Annotated in this window: 19 protein-coding genes; 17 read left to right on the top strand and 2 right to left on the bottom strand. The window is 39.1% G+C overall.

Annotated elements, in window-relative coordinates; all coding sequences use genetic code 11:
- Positions 1-110: 110 nt before the first annotated feature.
- A complete protein-coding gene (locus IT6_RS03890; RefSeq protein WP_206827983.1) occupies positions 111-1,337 on the bottom strand; it encodes a nucleotidyltransferase domain-containing protein in 1,227 nt (408 codons plus the stop codon).
- Between the two features lie 145 nt (positions 1,338-1,482).
- On the opposite strand from IT6_RS03890, the gene IT6_RS03885 reads away from it, so the two are divergent.
- The 17 genes from IT6_RS03885 to IT6_RS03805 all read left to right on the top strand — a co-directional run bounded on the left by IT6_RS03885 (position 1,483) and on the right by IT6_RS03805 (position 21,726).
- Positions 1,483-1,848 (top strand): hypothetical protein, encoded by a 366-nt coding sequence (locus IT6_RS03885; protein WP_242524322.1) that lies wholly within the window; start codon positions 1,483-1,485, stop codon positions 1,846-1,848.
- A 92-nt stretch (positions 1,849-1,940) separates the two neighbouring features.
- On the top strand, positions 1,941-2,375 hold the full coding sequence (locus IT6_RS03880) for a hypothetical protein (RefSeq protein WP_206827981.1): 435 nt from the start codon (positions 1,941-1,943) through the stop codon (positions 2,373-2,375).
- Positions 2,376-2,405: 30 nt separating this feature from the next.
- Positions 2,406-2,597 carry a hypothetical protein gene (locus tag IT6_RS03875; protein ID WP_206827979.1) on the top strand — a complete coding sequence of 64 codons (192 nt, stop codon included), beginning with the start codon at positions 2,406-2,408 and terminating at the stop codon, positions 2,595-2,597.
- A gap of 39 nt (positions 2,598-2,636) precedes the next feature.
- A complete protein-coding gene (locus IT6_RS03870) occupies positions 2,637-3,275 on the top strand; it encodes a phosphoenolpyruvate carboxykinase (ATP) (protein ID WP_206827977.1) in 639 nt (212 codons plus the stop codon).
- A 220-nt stretch (positions 3,276-3,495) separates the two neighbouring features.
- Complete coding sequence (locus tag IT6_RS03865; RefSeq protein ID WP_206827975.1) at positions 3,496-4,557, top strand: radical SAM protein; 1,062 nt, start codon at positions 3,496-3,498, stop codon at positions 4,555-4,557.
- Positions 4,544-4,855, top strand: a complete 312-nt coding sequence (locus IT6_RS03860) for a PqqD family protein (RefSeq protein WP_206827972.1) — start codon at positions 4,544-4,546, stop codon at positions 4,853-4,855. The genes IT6_RS03865 and IT6_RS03860 overlap by 14 nt, the downstream gene beginning before the upstream one ends.
- A 49-nt stretch (positions 4,856-4,904) precedes the next feature.
- Complete coding sequence (locus IT6_RS03855; protein ID WP_206827971.1) at positions 4,905-7,019, top strand: efflux RND transporter periplasmic adaptor subunit; 2,115 nt, start codon at positions 4,905-4,907, stop codon at positions 7,017-7,019.
- A gap of 171 nt (positions 7,020-7,190) precedes the next feature.
- Positions 7,191-8,072, top strand: a complete 882-nt coding sequence (locus IT6_RS03850; protein WP_242524321.1) for an efflux RND transporter periplasmic adaptor subunit — start codon at positions 7,191-7,193, stop codon at positions 8,070-8,072.
- A gap of 6 nt (positions 8,073-8,078) precedes the next feature.
- The gene (locus IT6_RS03845) at positions 8,079-9,491 is read left to right on the top strand and encodes a TolC family protein (protein ID WP_206827967.1); all 1,413 of its coding nucleotides are present in this window, start codon (positions 8,079-8,081) and stop codon (positions 9,489-9,491) included.
- Between the two features lie 6 nt (positions 9,492-9,497).
- The gene (locus IT6_RS03840; RefSeq protein WP_206827965.1) at positions 9,498-11,693 is read left to right on the top strand and encodes a site-2 protease family protein; all 2,196 of its coding nucleotides are present in this window, start codon (positions 9,498-9,500) and stop codon (positions 11,691-11,693) included.
- 261 nt (positions 11,694-11,954) lie between these two features.
- A complete protein-coding gene (locus tag IT6_RS03835; RefSeq protein ID WP_206827963.1) occupies positions 11,955-13,460 on the top strand; it encodes a circularly permuted type 2 ATP-grasp protein in 1,506 nt (501 codons plus the stop codon).
- A gap of 5 nt (positions 13,461-13,465) precedes the next feature.
- A complete protein-coding gene (locus IT6_RS03830; RefSeq protein WP_206827959.1) occupies positions 13,466-14,374 on the top strand; it encodes an alpha-E domain-containing protein in 909 nt (302 codons plus the stop codon).
- A 78-nt stretch (positions 14,375-14,452) separates the two neighbouring features.
- Positions 14,453-16,828, top strand: coding sequence for a circularly permuted type 2 ATP-grasp protein (locus tag IT6_RS03825; RefSeq protein WP_206827950.1), 2,376 nt, complete (start codon positions 14,453-14,455; stop codon positions 16,826-16,828).
- Between the two features lie 2 nt (positions 16,829-16,830).
- Positions 16,831-17,688, top strand: a complete 858-nt coding sequence (locus IT6_RS03820; RefSeq protein WP_206827948.1) for a transglutaminase family protein — start codon at positions 16,831-16,833, stop codon at positions 17,686-17,688.
- Positions 17,689-17,912: 224 nt separating this feature from the next.
- Entirely contained in the window at positions 17,913-20,051 is a 2,139-nt protein-coding gene (gene glgX / locus IT6_RS03815) for a glycogen debranching protein GlgX (RefSeq protein WP_206827946.1), read from the top strand.
- A 15-nt stretch (positions 20,052-20,066) separates the two neighbouring features.
- Entirely contained in the window at positions 20,067-20,771 is a 705-nt protein-coding gene (locus IT6_RS03810) for a C40 family peptidase (protein ID WP_134440696.1), read from the top strand.
- A 556-nt stretch (positions 20,772-21,327) separates the two neighbouring features.
- Complete coding sequence (locus tag IT6_RS03805) at positions 21,328-21,726, top strand: hypothetical protein (protein ID WP_134440697.1); 399 nt, start codon at positions 21,328-21,330, stop codon at positions 21,724-21,726.
- Positions 21,727-21,770: 44 nt separating this feature from the next.
- Here the strand turns inward: IT6_RS03805 and IT6_RS03800 are convergent, their stop codons facing one another.
- Positions 21,771-22,235: a gamma-glutamylcyclotransferase family protein gene (locus IT6_RS03800; RefSeq protein WP_134440698.1), complete on the bottom strand. Its 465-nt coding sequence runs from the start codon at positions 22,233-22,235 to the stop codon at positions 21,771-21,773.
- Positions 22,236-22,322 lie beyond the last annotated feature (87 nt).

Here is a 22,322-nt window from a genome sequence, read left to right as displayed (position 1 = left end):
ACTATCCTTCATCACCCATCCTGGGTATATCCCCAATCTTTAACGTAAAATTTAAGCTCACATTTAGCCAACTGTATTGTTTCTGAATATTTTGCCATTGGCCTCAAGCTTTATAGTGAATTCGATAGATGTTTTTCAATGCTTTTTAATTGGAGTTTTAGCTTGTAGGGGAAAAGGGAAAAGAAATTTCGGCGAAGCCAAGCCCATGAGCTGAAAAAAGCCGATAGAGGGATGTACAGAAAGGAGAGAAAAGAGGGGAGGGGAAATTTTTGAACCAGGTCTTCGGAAGGAAACCTTAACGATTTAAGGCTAAACAAAAGCTTATGCATGGGAGAAGAAAACAGTTCGAAAAGACTAAAATGGCGAATGTAGGGGAAGGGGAGTGTGGAAGAAAAAATATCTTCCTTTTTAACCCAGTTTTCCCCGAGTTTTTTTAAAACTTCTTCAGGAACTGGGCTTTCATAAAGTTTTTGGACAACCGAAAGCCCAAGGAAGCAAAATCTTTCCCATCGGAAATAAAAAGCTTTGCGGACGATTTCATCCCATTGCTTGTCATTAAAAGAACACTTTAAAATGAATTCGTGAACATCGACAACATAACGAAGACATTCCCAGCGGTGTTTACTGCCGTGAACTAAAAGGAAAATCAGCTCGTTTTGGGGGCTCATTCTCAACACGGGGATGTTTTCCCACTTTTCAAGAATCTTTTCTTTCCAGATGGCCTCTAATGCCCGGTAGTCAAGCCGTGGGTTAAAAACTAATGCCCAATGAAGTTCTAAGATTGAAGGCGCGCAATCAAAATGATCTTTTTTCTTGTAAAAAGAAATATCCTTCTCCCAGAAAAGAATTGACTTCTGCTTTATCTTTCGTGTTGAGGCTTTGGTATAATAGTTTAGTTTTCTTTGAAGTAGATCTATCGCCTTGTGGACATCCTTTTGAGGTAACAATAGGTCGATATCGGTAGTGGTTTTCAACTCAAAATTTTTTCCATAGGTCCTTGTATTAAAATCTGTTCCTTTAAGGGGAATAACCGGCAATCCTTCTTGATTGAAAAGAGTTAAAATTTCTTTTTGTTCTTCAAGAAGCAAGAGATTTCTTTTTAAAGTATTTTGGCAAAGTAAAGATAGCCTTATATAAATATCTTTCGGTAAAATGAAGCGTTCCTTAATGTTATTGAATACAAAACCCCAAAGTCCATGAGCAAAACAGAGTTGATAAAAAAGCTCCCAATTAAAAGACTTAGAAGAAAAAATCTTTTCTATTTTTCCCCAATGCTTTGCTTCTACACTGTTTCTTCCCAGTAATAAAACCGCATTTTCTTCTAAATTTTGTAACATATTAAGATGATCTTAAAGCTTATCCTTTATCAGCAATTCTTTATAATTTATTTCAGGAATTTTATTTCTTAATTAACTGAAATCATATCTTAATATAAACCCTATTCGAATATCCTTGTGTATCTTTAGAGGATTATACAAGGACATGAAAATAAACTTAATCAAGGAGGTAAAAGTCATGCAAACAGAAATTAATTTTGCTAAATTTGAAATTGAAGAATTAGAATCACGCCAGCTCTTTGCTGCTGCAGCTGTTCCCCATCATCTTGTTAATCTAAACTTGCCTTTGGATCTTTCGTTGCAACTAAACAATCCAGTAAATGGCCAACATATGATCAACGTGAATCTTCCCGCAGATCTTTCCCTTCATGTTAATCAACCCAGTTTATCGGGGCTAGGGTCGACTCTATCCTCAATAACCACACCAGTGACGGGATTGGTGGGAGGAATCGTAAGTCCTCTTCTAGGGACCGTTACAGGCCTTTTGGGCTCGGTCTTAGCGATTGTTTGATAATTGATAAAAAAACTAAAGTAGGGGGGAGGCTAATGTTTTGCTTTACAAGCCTCCCCCTGTGTCTATATCAGAGGAAAGGAAAGAAAAAAATGAATACGATAAAAGGTTTTTTAAATGAAGAAAAATATCTTTTTGAGATCGAAGCACTTGAATCTCGCCACCTTTTTGCAGCTGCTGCAATCCCCCATCATTTGTTTCATTTGAATGGAGTTCAAGAATTTTCTGGATCTGCAGCGAGTTCCGGGAATGGTTTTTCTCTTTTAAATATTAATCAAGGTCAACCATCGACAACTACTCAGTTTCATGCCCAAATAAATGATCCTGTCATTAATACTAATCAGTTCCCAATATTTTTACATCTAGGTGTTGGTGGACCTCAGGCTACTCTTCAAATTGGAGAGTTGAATTTGGCTAAGGATCTTCAACCTTTGCTTAGCGGAGTCAATAGTGTTTTGAATGTCGTGACAGGATTGACTAATGATTTGCTCAGTCCGCTCTTAACATCTGTTCTTTCGATTATTTAGGAACAAAAAACATGAAAGGAGGAATTAGATATGGAAGACATCAGCCAGCTGCCGATTATAAGTTTGGAGATCTTTGAAGAAAAGATTAAAGAAAAAGTAAAATTTATGTGGAAAAGTCCGGGTTTTTTCCATTTAGGAAATTTAAGTTCTTTTTCAAATCAGATACCAGATCCCAGAGCTCAATTATTAGCCGCAACAGCATTAGCTACCGTCGGACTATAATGAGTTTTAGATAATCATTGGTAAAAGAGATCGTTTTTCATGGGAGATTGGGCTTTAAAAATAAAGAGCAATGCGGTAGGCTATGGGATTGGCTTGGAAGGTTCAATAGAGGAGTTGGCGTTTTCTGGACCAGTAATTTGGGGAAGATACCCTTTTTATTCTTCTTATGTTGAATTTATCCCTGAAATGGAACAAAAGCCTTTATTGTCTTGTGGACCATTAAGTTATCTTCTTAACCCGAGAAGAATTGTTGTCGAAGATAAATTTTTGTTTACTATCGATGCGGATCGACTTTTTTTTGCCTACAAATCTTTTGATCAAGAAAAGCTTAAATACTATTTTTACCAATTTGTTTTACCCCTTTTTGGACAGTGTATCGGAAAACTCCTTTTTCTTCACGGAGGGGCATTTGAAGTCAACTCCCAAGCTGTAGGTCTGATGGCTTCCTCTGGAGGAGGAAAGTCAACTTTACTTGCTGCTTTTCAAGAGCTAGGATACAACTTAGTTGCCGATGATAGAACAGGATTTGTTTTAGAAACGAATGAACCATTAGTTGTCCCTGCTCATCCTTTTCTTCGTAATTATAGAAAGTCGGAGGATATAGGTAGGCCTGTTACTCTTTTTTCTAAGCACATATTACCTCTTAAGACTATTTTTTTTTCTGCGTTGGACAGATAACCAAGAGCCTTTCATTGAAAAGGTTGAGCCAGGGAAAGCATTTCGTAATCTTTATTTCAATAGTGCTTTTGTTCTGGATGAAAGGGTTCATGTTCAAAAAATCTTACAATGGTTAGCCCAAATACGTACCTACCGGTTATTTCTTCCAAGGGGAAAAATCGAAAAAATACCTCAAATTTGTGAGATGATTCTCTCACAGTCATTCAATCGGTAAAAATCTATGATAAACTATGAGGTCTTAGGTATAATGCTGAGGAAAAAATGCCCACTTCGTTGTGCGCATTGCATTACGGAGTCCTCTCCTGATGCTAAAGGAGAATTAGATGAGCAGTTTGTTTATGCTCTTTTGGAACAGGCTGTTGGGATTAGCCCTGTGATCAGTTTTACGGGAGGCGAAGCCTTTTTGGATAGCGAAAAGTTGATTCGCTGTATATCTAAAGCCAAGAGTCTTGGATTTGGTGTTACGGCTGTTACAGGTTGTGGATGGGTCAGGTCTGATAGACATGCCTTTGAGGTTATTCAACAAGTTCATGCTGCAGGGTTGGATAGATTATGCATAAGCTGGGATCAGTATCATTTGGCTTTTAAAAATGAATGGAAATTGAAGGCGGTTGCTCAATCCGCTTGGAACTTAAAAATTCCTTTAACGATTAGGAGTGTTGTCACACCCCTTTCTCTCGACAAGTTAGCTTTACCGGATTTAGGGGAAATCCAATACCAGCTCGAAAAAATTCCCCTTATTAAGCTAGGCAGAGCAGAGATTATTCCAGAGGAAGATTTTTTTTGGGAACAAACTCCACCTCAAGGGATATGTGGCGTTGTCTTAGCTCCTGTAGTCAAATATGACGGAAGGGTATTTGCATGTTGTGGTCCTTCCCATTATGCTCCTGAGCATTCTCCTTTGTTTTTAGGTGATGCAAAAAAGAGGCCTTTAAATGAAATTTTAAAGGAAGGAAAGGAAGATCCCATTCTAGAAATGATTGCTCTTGCGGGTTCTTTTGGACTCTATAAAATCTTAAAAGATCATTTTCCTGGCGTTTTGTTCCCAGAAAGAGAGCGCTATTCAAGCATATGTGACAGCTGTATCGATATCTTAAGAGATCAAAGGTTAGTTGAAAAATTAAGAACTTATTTTTCTCGTTCTGAAGGTAAAAGCTTGCTTTTAGCCCTAAGGATGATGAGAAAATATCAGGATAAAAATAAGCATAAAGATAATAGTGACAGAAAATGTATTTATTCGAGGCAAAGGGAAACTGAAGAGGTAGTTTATGGAAGAAAATGAAATAAATAGGGTAGAAATTCCTGATTGGATTTGTTATGAACGGATAGACAACGAAATCATCATGGTTGATCCTACAACTTGGCAATATTATAAGTTAGATAACTATGGAGCAGTGTTGTGGGAAAAACTCGTTGCCTTAAAAGGAGATATTAAGGCACTAAGGAATTGGGTTTTTGAGCATTTTGAAGGGGATCCTCAACAAATGGGGAAAGATATCGATCTTTTTATCCAACGATTGGTCGAGAATGGCATTCTGGTAAAACCCGAAGTAGAAAAAAATCCTTCTTTTCAAGGATAGAACTATTCCTTGAGAGATAATTGTAGGTTTCTTGCTTTTGTTCAAATCAGTGAAAGAAAATAAATCAACTGATTTTAATCTTTTTTCTCTTTCACCAGATAAGTTTGCAGAAAATTTACCCCTTTTGTTGAATTCTATCCGAAGCCTTGAGAAGCTGTTTCCTATTGTTTTTCACTACCTTTCTCTGAAGATAGCCATTCAGGGAATGCAGATAACCCGGCTAGAAGGATCAGGGTGGCGGTCAATCTGGTCTTCTTGTGATGGTCCCTTACCGTGGGAAATGAACCATGAAAAGAGAAATTTTTTAGACCAACAGCTTAAGCAGGCTTTTCTTGAGAAAAGATTTTGTTATTTTTCATGGCCACTTTCTCCTGATTATGATGCTGTCTGGTCTTATCCATTTGATAACAAGGATCATAATTTTTTACATCATTTCCTTTTTCCACTGATCCATGCCGATCATTTTCAGGGAGTTATTCATTACTGGTTTAAGGGGGAAAATCACCAAAATTTTCTTGAACACCAGTACCAGTGCTTAGCTCCTATCAGTTTTGCGGTAGCCAGTTGTCTTGGACAATGGATAAAAGATATAACGGTTCATTCGAGCTCTTCTTCAACCCTTTCTGCCCTTTACGTGAAATACATCGAGGAGTTAGCGATGAATGAGCATGACAGGGATAAAATGGCTCATCTGCTTGTCAACTACGCTAGAGAGGCGGCTGGATGTGACCGGAGTTGTCTTTTTGCCGTTCCTTTGAATTCCAAAGGCTATAGTTTTCTATTCTCCCAGGATTTTAGTCAGCTCCAGCAGTTTGAATTAAAAGCAGCAAGCTCCCTTGTAGAAATTCAAAAGCATGCTAATCAAGCCCTTATACTTAAAGAAGCGGTTGTTTCGCTAGTTAAAGTGGCTAATCCTCAATATTTTGTAGGAAAACCGAAACGGGATAAGAAACTCAAAACTCTTTTTTTTTCCTTTCTTTTTGGGGATGAAAAGATTATCTCCAGCAAAAAGGAAGAACTTCAAGATGAAACTTCTCGTAGCCCTCTACGCATTGGTTTTGCTATGAGAGAAGGGGGATCAAAAGAAAGGCCCAAGGAGATCATCGATTATTTCAATACAGTTCCCATGAATTGGATTGCTGCCTTCCCTTTGATGGACGATGAAAAAAGAATATTTGGATTTCTTTCATGGGAAGGTCAAGAACCGATTGTAGCAAATCTTGAACTTTTCAACCTTTTGCAGAGAATCTGCTTGGTTGGAGGCAGAAGTTTTGCTCGAGTCTATTTTAAAAAGAAAGCCTGGCTTTATCCATTCCAGCTAAGAAAACCCCTGGTTTTCATTGCCCTTTTAATTTTATTTCTTGGAACTATAGCATTGATTCCCTTGCCGATGAAGATCAAGGCCGATGCTGTCCTTCTGCCTTCTTTTGAGATTTCTGTGCCCGCCATGGTATCCGCTCGGATCGATTCCATCCATGTTCAAGTCGGTGACTATGTAAAAAGAGGAGCACTTTTAATGACCCTCGATTCGACAAATATTCGGCTGAAAATCAAGGAGATCGAACAAGATTACAAGAAAAATATGGCTGAAGCGGACTTAGCACAAAACTTAAAACAGGAAACCGCGATGCAACTTGCCCGACTTAATGCGTTGAAATCTCAAGCCATGCTCAAAAGTTTGTACAAGGATTACCAGCATACTTTTATTCGAGCTCCAATAGATGGACTGGTAATGGGACCTTACAACCTTGCTACTCGTAGAGGAGAAGTTACCCAGATCGGAGAAGTCCTTGTTCAACTTGCTGATCCCAGGTATTGGAAAGTGAAGGGTTTTTTGAAAGAACAGGATCTCATTTATTTGGCTAATCTTTTGGAAAAAAAGAGAAAACCTCTTCCCATATCCTTTAAATTGTTCGCTGATCCGACAAAAAGTTATAGGCTTTTTTTAAATTCTACTGACCAATTTGTTCATGGAGCGGAAGTAGAAAAAGCCAAATATGAATTTTCCTTTCTAATCCCATGGGAAGAAAAGAATATCAACCCAGTACTATTAAAAAAGGGTTTCAGAGGAATAGCCAAAATTTACGTAGGCATTAGACCTCTAGGTGAAATAGCCTTCAGGGACATAGTCCGGTTTCTAAAAATCCATGTTTTTTTCTGGTAATTGCTTAAAACTTTAAAGAAAATAAAGACAAATAGAAGAAAAAATAAATAGATTTAGGCTTATCTATATTATGATTGCTAAAGAATGTTTACTTTATCAACTTGTCTTTTAATTTAATAAAATATTTATAAAGTAGCCTAGCTCATGACGAGTTTTAAAAAGGGAATAATTGTGTTTTTTTTTATTTTTTCTATCGGTCGCCTTTGGGCTCAGGACGATCTGGGGGGAAATTTACTGGGTATAAATATGGCTGACCCAGTAACTGAAAACTTTTCAGAGGAGAGATCTTCTTATAGAGCAATTCTTCTTCCCGTGGAGGATGTTAGGATCAGTGCTAAAGCTGCAGGAATATTAGAGAAATTTTTTTTTGAAGAAGGGGCTTATGTCAAAAAAGGAGATATCATTGCCCAGTTAAATACTGAGGATGAGAGAGCTGAAATGGTAAGAGCTGAAGCTGAAGTTACAGTTTGCCAAGCGGAATTAGAAAAAGCTCAAATGGAATATAAAAGAATAGAAAATCTTTATAAGGAAGAAGTCATTAGCCCAAAACAATATGAGGAGATCAAGTATCAATTGCAGATGGCCCAGGGCAAATTTAAGGAGGCGACAGCCCTCTTGGAAGGAGCAAAAAACAGGCTTGAATCAAAAATGATCCGTTCGCCCATAGAAGGAATTTTTTTTAAAAAATTGCGTAACGTGGGTGAATCGGTAGAGAGGCTTGAGCCAGTGGGCAGGGTAGTCAATGCCTCTGAGCTTCAGATGGTTATTTATTGTGATTCAAAGCACTTTGGCCAGATCCATCCAAAGGATAAATATTTTGTTGAACTGGTAGATGGTCCCTATGCGGGTGAAAAAGTCGAAGCTACGGTTATACATGTCGATCCTATCTTGGATCCGGCAAGTGGAACATTCCGAGTCAAACTAGTTATTAATTCTTCAAGCAAGGTTGTTGCTGGCTTAAGTGCTGAACTGGTTATTCCTGAGCTGGAAAGAAAGGTTTTATCCAATTCCCCGACGGTCATTGGTTTAAATGCAGCTAAGAAAAACCCTTAAAAACGAATGAGAAAAGATTTTTCCCTTTTCTTTTTGTTGGTCAGTCTTTTTTCTTTTTTGACACTCCTTGATATTCAGGGGGCTTCTACCGACCCACAAAACGCTGATCCTTCGATTTCTATTTTTTATAGCATAAAAAAGCCGATTGAACTGATTTATCCTAAGCAGTTGCAGGTGAGTACAACTAAGAAATGGTCATTAGAAGAGGTTATCCAACGTGCTCTGGATGCGAACCCTGAAGTTGTTTCTGCACGAAAAGCTATTGAACAACAAGAAGGGATTAAAATGCAGTTTAAAGCTAGGCTTTACCCTCATGGAGGATTAGTTTACCGTGCTCAACGGGAACAAAGCTCCCTTTTGATGTTTCTGCCAACAATAGAAGCTTATCCCCTGACTCGGACGAGCTGGCTAGGGGCTGTACAGATAAAACAAACGATTCTCAATGTGGGAGCGGTTAAAGAAGCCAGGCAACAAAAAGAGATTTTGGAAAAAGTAATATGGCAATCGATGGATGTGGCCTTGAGGACGGTGGCTCAAGCCAAGGAAGCTTTTTATTATACCCTTTTTAGACAAGAAGTTGTGGAAATTAGAGAAGAGTTAACCGAAGCAAGTCGTGCTATTGCTGAATATACCCAAAAAATGTTTAAAGAAGGAGAGATTCCTGAATTTCAAGCTTTAAGTGCTCAAGCTGAATACTCAACTTCTCTTGGAGATCTAGCCCAGGCAAGATCCGCTTATGTAAAAGCAAGAGAACAGCTCAGAATGATCCTCAATATGCCAAGTAGCCAAGAAAATGATCCTCTTTACCTGGCTGGTCAAAACGATCTACCTTCCTTCGAAGTACCTTACGATGAAGCTCTAAAAATTGCTTTACAAAAACGTACTGATTTAAATGAGGCTTTGCATTCACTTTCGGCTGCTCATGCTGCGGTGGCTGCTGCTCAATCCAGCTATTATCCAACCCTCGATGCCCTTCTTCAGTATGAGAACATTAGCAATGTTTACATCCTTTACCCTAAATGGGGCTGGACGGCGGGCGTGCAAGGCCAGTGGAATTTTTTTGATATTATGGAAAATAATGGAAGGATAAAGACCCAAAAAGCATTGGAAAATATAGCCCAAGTTAAAGTCAGTCAACTTAAGGTTGATATTCCTGCCCAGCTTAGAGAACTTTACCAGCAGATAAAAAGATCTAAGGAGGCTGTTGCGTTTCAACAAACGGCTGTGAATGATGCGGAAAAAGCTTTTGATCAAGCAAGGAAACTGTTTGAAAGTGGAGAAACTAACTGGGTTCAAGCTGTAACGGCTCGACAAGCTTTGCTTAAAGCTAAATTAGCCAATGCTGAGGCCCGATTTAATTATAATGCTGCACTAGCGCGCTTAGAATATGCCGTTGGAGGTCAACTCCCAGCTCAATAAAGGGCTATGATAAAACAGGAAGTAGTAAACCAGATAAAAAAAGCCGAAAATATTGTTCCATATAAACTGCGCACCGATCTTTTATTTCAAAAGCAAATTTTTAATAACAAAACTTATTATGTAGTTAAAGATCCTTTAGGGCTTACCTACTGTCGGCTGCCTCACGCAGAAGCTATTCTTGCTGGTTTATTTGATGGGAAAAGATCGGCTGAAGAGATTGCCCAAAACTATAATAAGTATTTTCCGCATAAAATGATTAGTGCCCAGGATGTTTTGCAATTTTTAGATCTTCTTGTTTCTAGAAATTTAGTTATCCTTCCTACCGATGTTCTCTTGTCAAAGATACCTAGAAGAAGGGATTCTTTTCTCCAGCTTTTAGTGGGTTTTTTTTTAAAGATTTTCTTTATTAAACTTCCCTTAATACATCCTTCTCGCTGGCTGGATCGGATTGTTCGATCGGCCTGGTGGCTTTGGTCTCCCCAAGGCGTGGTAATCACTATCTGCTTTTGGATCTGGACTCTTTTTTTCCTTTTTTTACATCGTTCAGCTTTTGATACCAATCAGATCCAGTTTTTCTCAGCGCAAAATATTTTCTTCCTTTACATCGCTACAGCCATTGACAAAACCCTTCATGAATTTGGCCATGCTACAACCACTCGTCGTTTTGGAGGTGAGATTCATGAAATGGGGGTAGGTTTTTTCTTTTTCATTCCAGTGGGTTACGTGGATGCTTCTGATAGTTGGATTATTACCGATAAAAAAGCCAGGATTTTTATTGCTGCTGCGGGGGTTTATACCGAGCTGATCATCGCTTCGGTAGCTGCACACCTTTGGATTTTATTTCCCTTAGGAATGGCAAAGAACCTTGCCTTTAATCTAATGGTGACGGCCAGTGTAACAACTCTTTTTTTTAATTTAAATCCTTTAATGAAATTCGATGGTTATTATGTCTTAGTGGATCTTCTTGAAATCCCTAATTTAAGGGAAAAAGCCTTTGCCTATTGTACAGCTAAGATTCAAGATTGGCTTTTGGGTTATAAAAATCCGCAACTACTAAAGATGAAAGTTAATAAAGCTAAAGGTTGGATCTTTTTTGTTTATTCCACTTTAGCGCTCTGCTACATGTTTTACCTCATTCATTCCTTGGGGAAAGTTTTGTTCAATGGATTTAAACAGGTAGGTCTTGAAAATATCGGGGCAGCTTTAAGTTTTTTCGTAGAAATGGCTTTTGTAGGAGCTGTTGTTATGAAAGTCTTCTTGGCTCCTTTTCTTTCCCCCCATTTTTTTCCTGGATTTAGTCAAACTTTAAAAAAAAGATTAAAAGGGTTTGGCCTCGGACTGATTGTTCTGTGTATCTTGTTGGTTTTCCCCTGTAGGGAAAAAGTAAAAACCGTAGCCGTCGTCCGGTCCCAGTTAGGCCAGAATGTAGCAAGTGCTGATGGAGGTGTTGTAAAGGAAATATGGGTTAGGAGTGGTCAGCACGTGAAAGCTGGCCAAGCTTTGCTAAGATTGGATAACGACCGGGTTGAAATGGACTTACAACTGGCCCGGATGGATCTTGCTATGAAAAGAATTGATTTTTCATCCTTTGAGTATAGTTCTCGGAGAAGAGAAGGAAAAGAGAAGGAGAGTGCTCCGATGCGATCCCAAGATCTCCAAGCCACAAGAAAGAAATTTGATCTAGCTCTCAAAAGAAAAGAAGAACTTATGCTCAAATCGACCATCGATGGTGTCCTGATCAATCCAGACATAGAATCGATAAGAGGAAAATATTTTCGGCCGGGAGAAACGATTTTAAAAATTAGGAACCTAGAGCGATACTATTTTATTGTCCCCTTAACACAGGCTGAAACTCGTATCGTTTTCCCTGGCGCGGAAGTCAAGGGCATTTGGATAAGCTCAGGAAAAATTTTTCATACCGTTGTCCAAAAAATAGGCCAAAAGATGGTCGAACGGTCAGAAATCCCTCCCGGTCTTCTTATTCCTTACGGAGGGAAAATCCCTGTCATTCCCGTGACCTTGAAGGAACAGCAAGAAAAAAATCCTTACGTTTTTGCTTTTATTCCCCTGTCTAAAGAGGATCAATCCCTGATCTTAGAAGATATGAGAGCAAAATTGATCATCAAGGGGAAAAGAACAGTTCTAGCAGAAAAACTCTACCGATTTTTTACTACCCTTTTAATTTCTAGGCAAGAAGATTGAATAAAAGATATGGAAAATAAGCTGATGGTAGTCTCAATAGCATCTTAATGGTTATTTAAGAAAGATAGAATTGTTCATCGGTAATTAATCCGCTACAGAATTTTTTCCTCAATCGAAATTTTGTTAATACAGTTTTAGAATTTTACCCAATAATTTAGTTTCAATGGGATTTTCTAATGAGTAAGTCGAATGCTCTGGAAGCAACGATGATTTAAAAATAGGTTTTTAAAGCCTGGCATATTTCGTGCTTAAAAGAAGCAAATGGCTTCTTTTTCTTCCACTGCCAGTAAAGCCAATCCACATTTTTCCCAGTTCTCTTTTTTTGATCAGTATAAGAGTCTAGCTGATGGTCAGGATGAATCCTTGAACATCCTGGGAAATCCCAAAATAGAATATCAATCCCTATGGGAAATGATTCTGTCTCGAGTAGGCATAGAAAAGTTGATGATGGCTCAGAAAAAAGCTTTCTACAGGTACAAGCAATTGGGGGTTACTTTTTCATTGAAAAATGGGAAAGAAAAAACTGAAGACAGGATTTTTCCTTTTGATGTTATTCCCAGGCTCATCGTGAAAAGAGAATGGGAGAAAATAAAAAAAGGACTGATTCAAAGACTAACAGCTCTCAATCTTTTTGTTGAGGATGTTTATCATAAACAGAGAATACTGAAGGATAAAGTGATCCCTGGAGAGCTTGTCTTGAATTCTTCAGGCTTTGTTGAGCAAATGGTTGGGCTTGATGTTCCTAGAGGGATCTACGCTGCGGTTTGTGGCTGTGATCTGCTAAAAGACCAGAAGGGTAACTTTATTGTTCTTGAAGATAATCTAAGGATTCCCAGTGGGGTTTCCTATATGCTTTCAGCACGAATGGTATTAAAAGAATGTTGCCCTTTTTTCTTTTCTTCCCAGAGACCCTTACCTATCCAGTCTTATCCAAAAGCTCTTTTAGAAACGTTTTTGGATCTTCATCCCCCTGATTGCCCCCAAGCTCAAGTTGCTGTTTTGACTCCGGGTCCGTATAACTCAGCCTACTTTGAACATTCTTTTCTAGCCAACCAGATGGGGACAGCTCTTGTTGAATCTAAAGAGCTGATAATTGAAAATGGAAAGCTTTACCTCAAGGCTGGAAAAACTAAAAAAAATATCACTGTACTCTATCGGCGTATCGAGGAAGGGTTTTTGGATCCCGAGGTTTTTCGCCCTGATTCCTTAATTGGGCTTAAAGGACTATTTAGGCTATATCGAGAGGGAAAACTGAACATCATCAATGCACCGGGTTGTGGAATAGGGGATGACAAAGCGATCTATAGTTTTGTTCCTCAGATAATTCGCTATTACTTAGGCGAAGAGCCAATACTGCACAACGTAGAGACCTATTGTTGTTTTAATCCCAAGGAAAGAAGCTATGTTTTAGAGAAAATTGAGCAGTTGGTGGTTAAAGAGGTTAGCCAGTCGGGGGGCTATGGTATGCTTATTGGACCTGTCAGTTCTTCTCGACAACGACAAGAATTTAAACAAAAAATTTTAGCCAATCCCCAAAATTACATTGCTCAACCCTTAGTTTGGTTCTCAAAACTTCCCTGTCTTGTTGATGGGACCATAGAGCCAAGAAGAGTGGATTTGCGTCCTTTTGTCCTTTTAGGCAAAGAGCCTCGGGTAATCCCTGGAGGGCTGACCCGGGTCGCTATCGACTCCCAGTCGTTTGTGGTCAACTCATCCCAAGGAGGAGGGAGCAAAGATAGCTGGATTGTTGAGGATGAAAAAAGATAAAATCCATGAGCGGACAGCGAATCGAAAACATTTACTGGACAGCAAGGTATATAGAAAGGGCCTTGGTGAGTTTGAATGTTTGCCAAAGTTATCTAGGTTATGGACTAGAAGCTTCGGCAGAAAAATGGTCGTGTTGCTGGGAAAGGATCAAAAAAGGATTGAGAATTTTTAACCGTGGGCCTATCCAGGGAGAGCTGTCATCTACTCTTTTCTTTGTTTTGTTCGATCACGACAATCCCCTTTCTTCTCTTTGCTCTCTTTTCTCAGCCAGGGAAAATGCAAAAATACTTAGGGATTGGCTTCCTTTACCTCTTTGGGAATATCTTAATAGTGCCTATTTTCTGCTTTCATCGACGACGGCTAGCTCTCCTTTCCAACTCTCTTGTTATCCTCTCATTAAAGAGGTTATTGAAAAGATTCTCGTCATGCGACAGCTTCAAGATTATCTTTTTGAAGAGGAACCTTTCTTGCTCTGGTTGAAAATCGGGGAATACATTGAAAAAGTGGGTAATTGTGCTGCCTTTTTTTTTGCTTATCATCCGGAGGAAAACAAGGACGATCCTCCTTATGAAGAATGGGAAGCTTTCCTTAATTCCCTTTTTATCCGGGATCTTTTAAAGAAGAAAATAGGGATGAATGAGCTTAGCTATGAAAAAACAGCATTATATATCCTAGGCTCTTCACTTTATCCCTATTCCATTCTTTCTTTACTTGATAAAATGCTTCATTACCTGGGAGTCCTTTCGCAACAATGGGATATTGAATTGCTCCAGACCCAAACAAAAGAGCTTTTTTCCAAAGTCCTTGAACAAGTTAAAAATGGGATTACGGCTGAACGGAATAAAAAGATATTTTTAGATATTCAAATCGAATGCAACACAATCCATCAATCTCTTTTATCATCCCTAGGTTAAAGTTTTTCATGCTTAAACCTATTTTTGGCAATTGTTTTTATCTGATTGATTTCTTGCATTTTACGAAGGCTAAGAAAAATGTCCAAGATGATCCTTGAGAAACAGGCCTCTTCCCTTGTTGAAGAAAACTTGAACATGGCCCAGAAAGCCATGGGGCTTAATTTTGAACTTATGGGAATATATCCTTATCCCTTGGATAAGGGTGAACAATATTCCATAGACCCGTGGCCTATTATCCTGTGTGAGGAAGACTGGGTCGTAATTCGAGCAGGCATAGAACAGAGAGTAAAAGGATGGAGAAAGTTTTTAAAAGATCTTTATTTTGAAAAAACGATTTTTAAGAACAAAGTCATTCCTTTTGAGCCTTTTTTTTCTTCTCCGAGGTACCGGAGGGAATGTGTCAATTTGAACCCCGCAGGAGAAGAGTATTGCTATTTTTTTTCTTGTGAACTAGCAAAAGAAGAAAACGGTAACTGGATTGTACTCCATGACGAGTTGGAGATACCCCAGAATATCATGCTTGCTGAAGAGATAAGGAGGGGACTGAGAGAAACGCTGCCCGAGCTGTTTAACGGAGTAGAACCCCTCGGCTGTTTGGACTATCCAGAAAAGATCCTTGAAGCTTTAAGTCAAGTTCTACCTGAAGATAACGAGGGACTGGTCGCTTTGGTGACAGAAAAAGCCGAAGACTGGGAAGCGGCACTCCTTGCTCGGAGGATGGGCATTCCTCTGTTTTTATCCACCGATCTTGTCGTTCTTGAAGGCAAGCTTTATGCAAAAACTTTAGGTGGGCTAGAACCTATCGCTATTCTTTTGAGAAGAATAGCTGATAGCCGACTTGATCCTATTGCTAATCGATGCTCTATAGATCAAGGAATTGCTGGACTTTTTTGGTGTTTAAGAAAGGGAAATTTAAAACTTGTTAATGCTGCGGGTTGTGGGATAGTGTCCGATCCTCTTCTCCAATCCTACGGCTCAAAAATAATCTCTTTTTACTTGAAAGAAAGACCTTTGTTAAATTCTCTGCCAACCTATCCTGCATCTGATCCTGATGCCTTTTCCCTTTTCCTAGACTCTCCCGCAGATTATATCCTCAAGGATAGAGAGGCAAAGGTTGAGCCTCAAGGAATAGACCAATGGGTTGACTGGGCGAAAGCAAAGAAAATTCCACAAAGGGTTCTTTCTTCGCTGGTTGTTCAAAAAAGGCTTTCTTTCAAGAAATTTCCATCTTTTTATGGCTCTTCTCTAAGCTATAAACCTTTTTCTTTTGTTTTTTATGGTGTGGTCAAAGAAAATCGATCCGAACTTCTCCCTATTGTACTGGGCAAAGGGTGCCAGGAAAATGAAAAGAGGCTTCTTTTAAAAGATGTATGGCTTTACCAAGAAAAGCTTTCCAGAGCTTCCGAGTTAACCCTTTATTCTCTTCCCTATTCTGAAAATCGGATCAGTATCCTAAGTCGAGTTGCCGAGTCGATGTACTGGCTTGGAAGATATCTGACTCGAGCCCTTCAACTCCATCACATTATTCTTTCTTTCTGGAGTTATGAGGATAAGGCTTTATTAGAAAATTCCGAAGTTCTTTCCTTTTTTTTAAAAGAACTAGCGGATTATTTTTCAGCTCGTGCTTTTAAAAGCTCATATCCCAAAGACCATCTCAGCCTTTTTTTTCAGTTTTTCATGGGATCGAAAGGGGAAGATTCGGTTATCAATTGCATTTCTCGTTGCTTTGAAAACGGTGCTAAAATCAGAGATTCCATTCCCCCTGAAGTTTGGATCTCCCTAAGTTCCCTTTATTATAAGCTTCAAAAACAATCTTTTGAAAATAAGAACCTTGATTCTACTCAACTGATTTCTGACTTTTCCTTGGATTCAGCCAAACTCCTGTCAGCTATCGATGAGCATCTTTTGCGCAACGAGCAGTGGAAATTTTTTCAGGTAGGCCGGTTCTATGAAAAGGCCAGATTTAGTATTCTTTTGAGTCGGTTTTGCTTAAAACTCATCGAAAAGAAGGATTCCCAAGGATATAACTTCTTGGCTTTGCTGGAGAAAATATTAAAACTCTCTTCAGCTTTATATGCTTACAGAAGTCTTTATCATTATCCTTTTTCTGCCCATAAAGCGATAGCTCTTTTTCTCTTTGACGAGCAATTCTCTCGGTCGGTTTCCTTTTGTTTAGACCAAGTTGAAACCATGCTCAAGTTCATTGAAAGGTTCCCCAGCATGTCGGCAAAGCCTCTATCTATTATCCGTTATCTGAATGCGAAACTGAAACGGTGGTCTGAAGAGCTGAAAGCAACAAGCCCTTCTGGAGTGACAAACACGGATCCGGTTTTTGTTTATAAGCCTTGGATCGAGCAGATCGAAAAGGAACTTTTCGAATTTCATCTTCTTTTAACCGATTATTATTTTACTCATCAATCGGCGATCCAAACTTCAAAGGTATCAAGTCCTTAAAGATGAAATTTTTCATTGTCCATAAAACCGAATATATTTATCCAGCAGCTGCCTTGGAATCATTTTCTGAACTTCGTTGTCATCCCCAAAATAGTATCCGGCAAACTGTTTTAAGCCATGAAACGATAATTCATCCTTCAGTACCCCTATACTTTTATACCGATTACTTTGGGAATGTGACTTCTTTTTTCAGTATTCCTTTTAGACACAATAGCTTAAGTGTGGAAACCCGCAGCTTAGTCTTGACTCATCCCATTCCCGATCCTTTAAGTGAGATGCCTCTAACTGTCAGTGAGGCTTTAGTCGTATATGGTTTTAAAAAATTTGAACTTTTGGATTTTCTTCTTCCTTCTTCATTTATTCCCTTACTTGATGAAATCCGAGGATTGGCTTCAGGGATATTTCATAAGGACAAGATCCTTACAGAAGCTCTTGTTGAACTTAATCAGTTCGTACACGGTTTTCTTGTCTACGTTCCTGGGGCAACTGATGTTTCAACTCCCCTTGCTGAAATCCTGGAAAAGAAAAAAGGGGTTTGCCAGGACTACAGTCATCTCATGATCGCTATGCTACGCTCCGCAGGCATCCCAGCCCGCTACGTCAGTGGTTACATTGAACCTGTTCCTAAGGAGTCCTCTTCATCCCTGGAAGTTGAGGCCGCAACCCATGCCTGGATTGAGGTCTACCTGCCTAATGGGAAATGGGTAGGTTTTGATCCTACAAATAATACCCTAGAAACCGACCGCCATGTCCAGATTGCAGTGGGAAGAGATTATGACGATGTGGCCCCAATACGAGGAGTTTTTAAAGGGTACCATGGTCAAAAGTTAAATGTCTTGGTTCAAGTAGCTAGGGTCTGATCCCTTTCATCTTTTTTAAAAAACAAAAAGGCTGGGTGTAAGAAAAGTTATTTTGTTTTTGAAATGATCTGTCTTAAGCAAGAATGTTACAAAGTAAAAAAAACTTATGGCTTTTGCCATTGCAAGATTAATGGGTTTACTGATAGAAACGGTTCTGTGTTCAGGAAAATCGAAAGAATCTTTTTTATCCCATTTTGTTGAAAATTAAATAAAACGCTTTCACCATGACTATTAAACCTGGTAAACCTTATCCACTGGGAGCAACATGGGATGGGAAAGGAGTTAATTTTTCTCTTTTTTCTGAAAATGCAACTAAAGTTGAGCTTTGTCTTTTTGATAGCTCAGGACAAAATGAACAAAGGATAGTCTTAACCGAAGAAACGGATTTCGTTTGGCATGTCTATTTAGAAGGGGTTCTTCCTGGCCAGCTCTATGGCTACCGGGTTCATGGTCCCTATGAGCCTCAACAAGGCCATAGATTCAATCCTCAAAAATTACTTATCGATCCTTATGCTAAGCTTGTTTCAAAACCTCTTGAGTGGAATAATGCATTATTTGGCTACAAAATAGGCGATCCTCAAGAGGACCTGTCTTTTAATGACCAAGATAGCGCCCCGTTTGTACCATTAGGGGTGGTGATTGACACATCTTTTTCTTGGGGGGAGGATAGTCGGCCAGCTATTCCTTGGCATAAAACTATTATTTATGAAGCTCATCTCAAAAGCCTTACCAAAAGGATGCCTGGTATAGCCGAAGAACTTAGGGGAACTTACTTGGGTTTAGCCTCTGAACCTGTTATTAACCACCTGCTTAAGCTTGGAATTACCACTATAGAACTCTTGCCTGTTCATCAACATGTTGATGAGTCCCATCTGGTTGAAAAGGGATTAACCAATTACTGGGGATATAACAGCCTCTGTTTTTTTGCTCCTGAGCTTCGGTATGTAGTCAAAGATTCCAAGCTTGATCCGCTGGCTCAATTTAAAACGATGGTAAGAACTCTTCATAGTGTAGGCATTGAAGTAATCCTTGATGTTGTCTATAATCACACGGCTGAAGGCAATCATTTGGGTCCTACTCTCTCTTTTCGGGGAATCGACAACTGTTCTTACTACAGGCTTGTTTCAGATAACCCACGTTACTACATGGATTTTAGCGGTTGCGGTAATAGTTTAAACATGCGTAATCCACGCGTAATCCAGCTTATTATGGATAGCTTACGCTATTGGGTCTGTGAGATGCATGTGGATGGTTTCCGGTTCGATTTGGCTTCGGCTTTGGCCAGAGAGCTTTTTGACGTCGATAAACTGTCTACTTTTTTTGAAGTGATTCGTCAGGATCCAGTGCTTTCTCAAGTAAAGTTGATTGCCGAACCATGGGATATTGGAGCAGGAGGTTATCAAGTTGGAAATTTCCCTGTAGGTTGGGCAGAATGGAATGGAAAATACAGGGATGCGGTCAGAAAATTCTGGAGGGCTGACTTGGGGATGTTAGCCGAGTTTGCAAGTCGCATTTCTGGTTCAAGTGATCTCTACGAGCAGAGCGGCCGCAAGCCCTATGCGAGTATCAATTTTATTTGCTGTCATGACGGTTTTACTCTTCTTGATCTAGTGAGTTATAACCAGAAACATAACGAAGCTAATCTTGAAGACAATCGGGATGGGCAGAATGAAAATTACAGTTGGAATTGTGGAGTAGAAGGTCCTACGGATGATCCTCATGTTCTGCAGCTGCGGCTTAAACAACGCAAAAATCTCCTATCTACCCTTTTTCTTTCCATTGGTGTTCCCATGTTATATTGCGGAGATGAGATGGGACATAGCCAGAAGGGAAACAATAACTGTTATTGCCAGGATAACGAACTGAGTTGGGTTAACTGGCAACTTTCAGAACAAGACGAAGAGTTGCTTCAGTTTGTTTGTGAACTGATCAAAATAAGAAAAACAGAGCCTGTTTTCCAGAGAAGAAAATTTTTCCATGGTCGGGCTATTCGGGGTAGTGAAGTCAGAGACATTCGTTGGTTAGATGTAAACGGAGAACTGTTGACCGATGAAAGTTGGAATGCAGGCTACATCAAATCATTTGGCGTTTACCTCGCTGGGGATATGATCGGAGACATCGATGAGCAAGGAAATCCAATCCAAGGAAACTCCATGTTGATCCTTTTCAATAGCTCTGAAAGTCCTCTTTCTTTTACTCTCCCTAAGCGTAGAGAAGAAAAACCCTGGACGATAGTCTTTGATTCAGCCGATACTGAGTTTTCTCAAAAAGAGAAAGAATACCCAGGGGGCTCTTCGTATATGCTTAAAGAAAGGTCAATTGTGCTTTTTCGTGGCTATAGGCTCAATGAAGCAAAAAGCTAAAAAACAATTTTCTTCATGAAATATTTTCTCCCCTTTGGGATAGTCCTTTTTGTTTTTTCTTTTGTTTTTGCTCAACAACATGTTGAGTCAAACTCCTCTTCTTCTACTTTGCCTTCGGATATATATCCGAATGCTTCTCTTGAACCTGAAGATTTAGTTGAATTTCCATCTCTTCCCAAGGTTATCCAACTGCTCCTTATTAAGGCCTTGGCTTTGACTAAGGAAAATCTTACCTACCGTTATGGCTTGGCTGATCCCAAAGAAGGGGCAATGGATTGTTCTGGTTTTGTTTATTATCTTCTCACTCAGATGGGTTTAAAAGATGTACCTAGAAGTTCTTCCGGTCTCTATTGTTGGGTTAGGAAAGAAGGGAAATTTAAAGCGGTGCTCAGTAATAATCCCAATAGTTTTGAACTCAATGATCTCAAGCCAGGGGATCTTCTTTTTTGGATAGGGACCTATTCGACACAAAATGATCCTCCAATCAGTCATGTGATGATTTATCTTGGCCATGAAAAACAAACAGGGGAGCGAGTGATGGTTGGCTCCAGCGATGGAAGGACTTATCATGGGAAAAGAAGATGGGGAGTGAGTGTGTTTGATCTTTTTATGAAATTTCCTAGATATAATTCAAACGGCTCGACGAAATTTGTCGGTTATGGCGAAATTCCAGGGTTAAACTCAATGAACTACTCCTGCCAACCTGATGGTATGGAGTGAGTTTCGCGCTTCTACGAGAGTATTAACTCTCTCCACGCTTGGCCGGTTCCCGGCCAACAATCTGTTTTGTGCATATACTAAACTTCCATTCAATGTCAACAAAATCGCTCTGGCAGACGATATCGCCGCTTCACCACCACCTAAATCTCCGCGCGATTATGGGTGGAGCACTGCGGCGTAAGTTCGGTAGAGCGGTTAATGAAAGGATAGGGAGTTTGTAGTGATAATTAATTTATGGAGTACTGGAAGCTAAAACCAGGAAAGTATTAGGTAGTATTTGTGGATTAAATATCTCTAACTTTTTTCTGTTGTTTCTATTCCATTTGGAGGAAAAAGTCGGGGTAATAAAAAAAAATTTCCATAGTATTCCATTTTTCCCTCGCAGGTTTTCCAAATTGATATTGATCGCTTAGCTTTTACTCTATTGGTCGTTTTATTATCGAAAGACTGCAATTTTCTCAATAATCCTCGCTTTATGAATTAAAAATGAGAAATAAAAGTAAAAACCCATGCAACTCTTTGGCGTTTTTCGCCGTTATTTAAAAATAGGTGGGTGATGCAAAAAAGGTTACTGGTTTTCTCTTTTGCGTTCTGTTATTTTTTTCTCCTCCTGCTGTTTAATGGCCATAGTCAATCGGTTGGGCAAGAGGTTTGTCAATTTCTGGCTACACATTATGAGAGCCTTGATATTACGCTAGGTCTACCTAAATCTGGTAAAAAAGAGGATGAGCACTACCTGTTAATCAAAGATAAAGACAACACCTTTTATTTGTTTAGTCTGCAAGGCAATAAGTTTTCATTGAAAGCTGTTGCTAAAGATTATGCTTTTTTAGCTGCTCATAAAGCTTTAAAACTATTTACTGATATTCATTCCCGGGATGAATATGCAAGAAAAGCTTCGAAGTTTCTCGGAGTTGATGAAAACATTTTTGTCCTTGAAGATAGTGTAGAGTAAGATAGAAGCTCAAGGAGGGGCATTGGTATTATTTAGATTCCAATCTAGCTTTTGGGAAGGAGTCTATTTAGGTTGGCGATGTAACCTTTAGGAAGATGCCAGTAGTGAGCTCCACCTATAACTTTATTAAGGTATTCGAGACTTAGAGGAGGGGGATTGGGCATGATTTCTGGAAAATAGGAAAAAACGGTTAAAGGAAAATTATTATCCCCTTCTTTATAGACGATGCATTCTTTGCGTAAACAACCACAATCTTTTTTTAAAGGATTATAGCCTTCTGAAACGTCAAGTTTTCCTAGGTCAAAAAGAGATATTTCATAGATCACTCCCCAAAGTTGACTTTTATCTTCTGGAATTATTCCAAAAATTCCGCATTTCCATTGACTTGATTCCCTAGCCACAACCAGTTTGAACTGATCTAAGAGTGCCCGAGAAAAAAATCGGGTCGAGGGACATTTTTTCCTCATCAGGTTCCAATCCATGTCTGAGCCATAAGCGAAATAGAGCATAGAAGTTTTCTTCTCAGTCAACACTCTATTAAAATAAAAAAGTAAATAATACAAGAATTACGTTCATAAGAATATAAATGAGGTTCA

It is taken from the genome of Methylacidiphilum caldifontis (assembly GCF_017310505.1).
Taxonomy (GTDB): Bacteria; Verrucomicrobiota; Verrucomicrobiia; order Methylacidiphilales; family Methylacidiphilaceae; genus Methylacidiphilum; species Methylacidiphilum caldifontis.
This window is presented reverse-complemented; position numbering and strand designations above follow the sequence as displayed.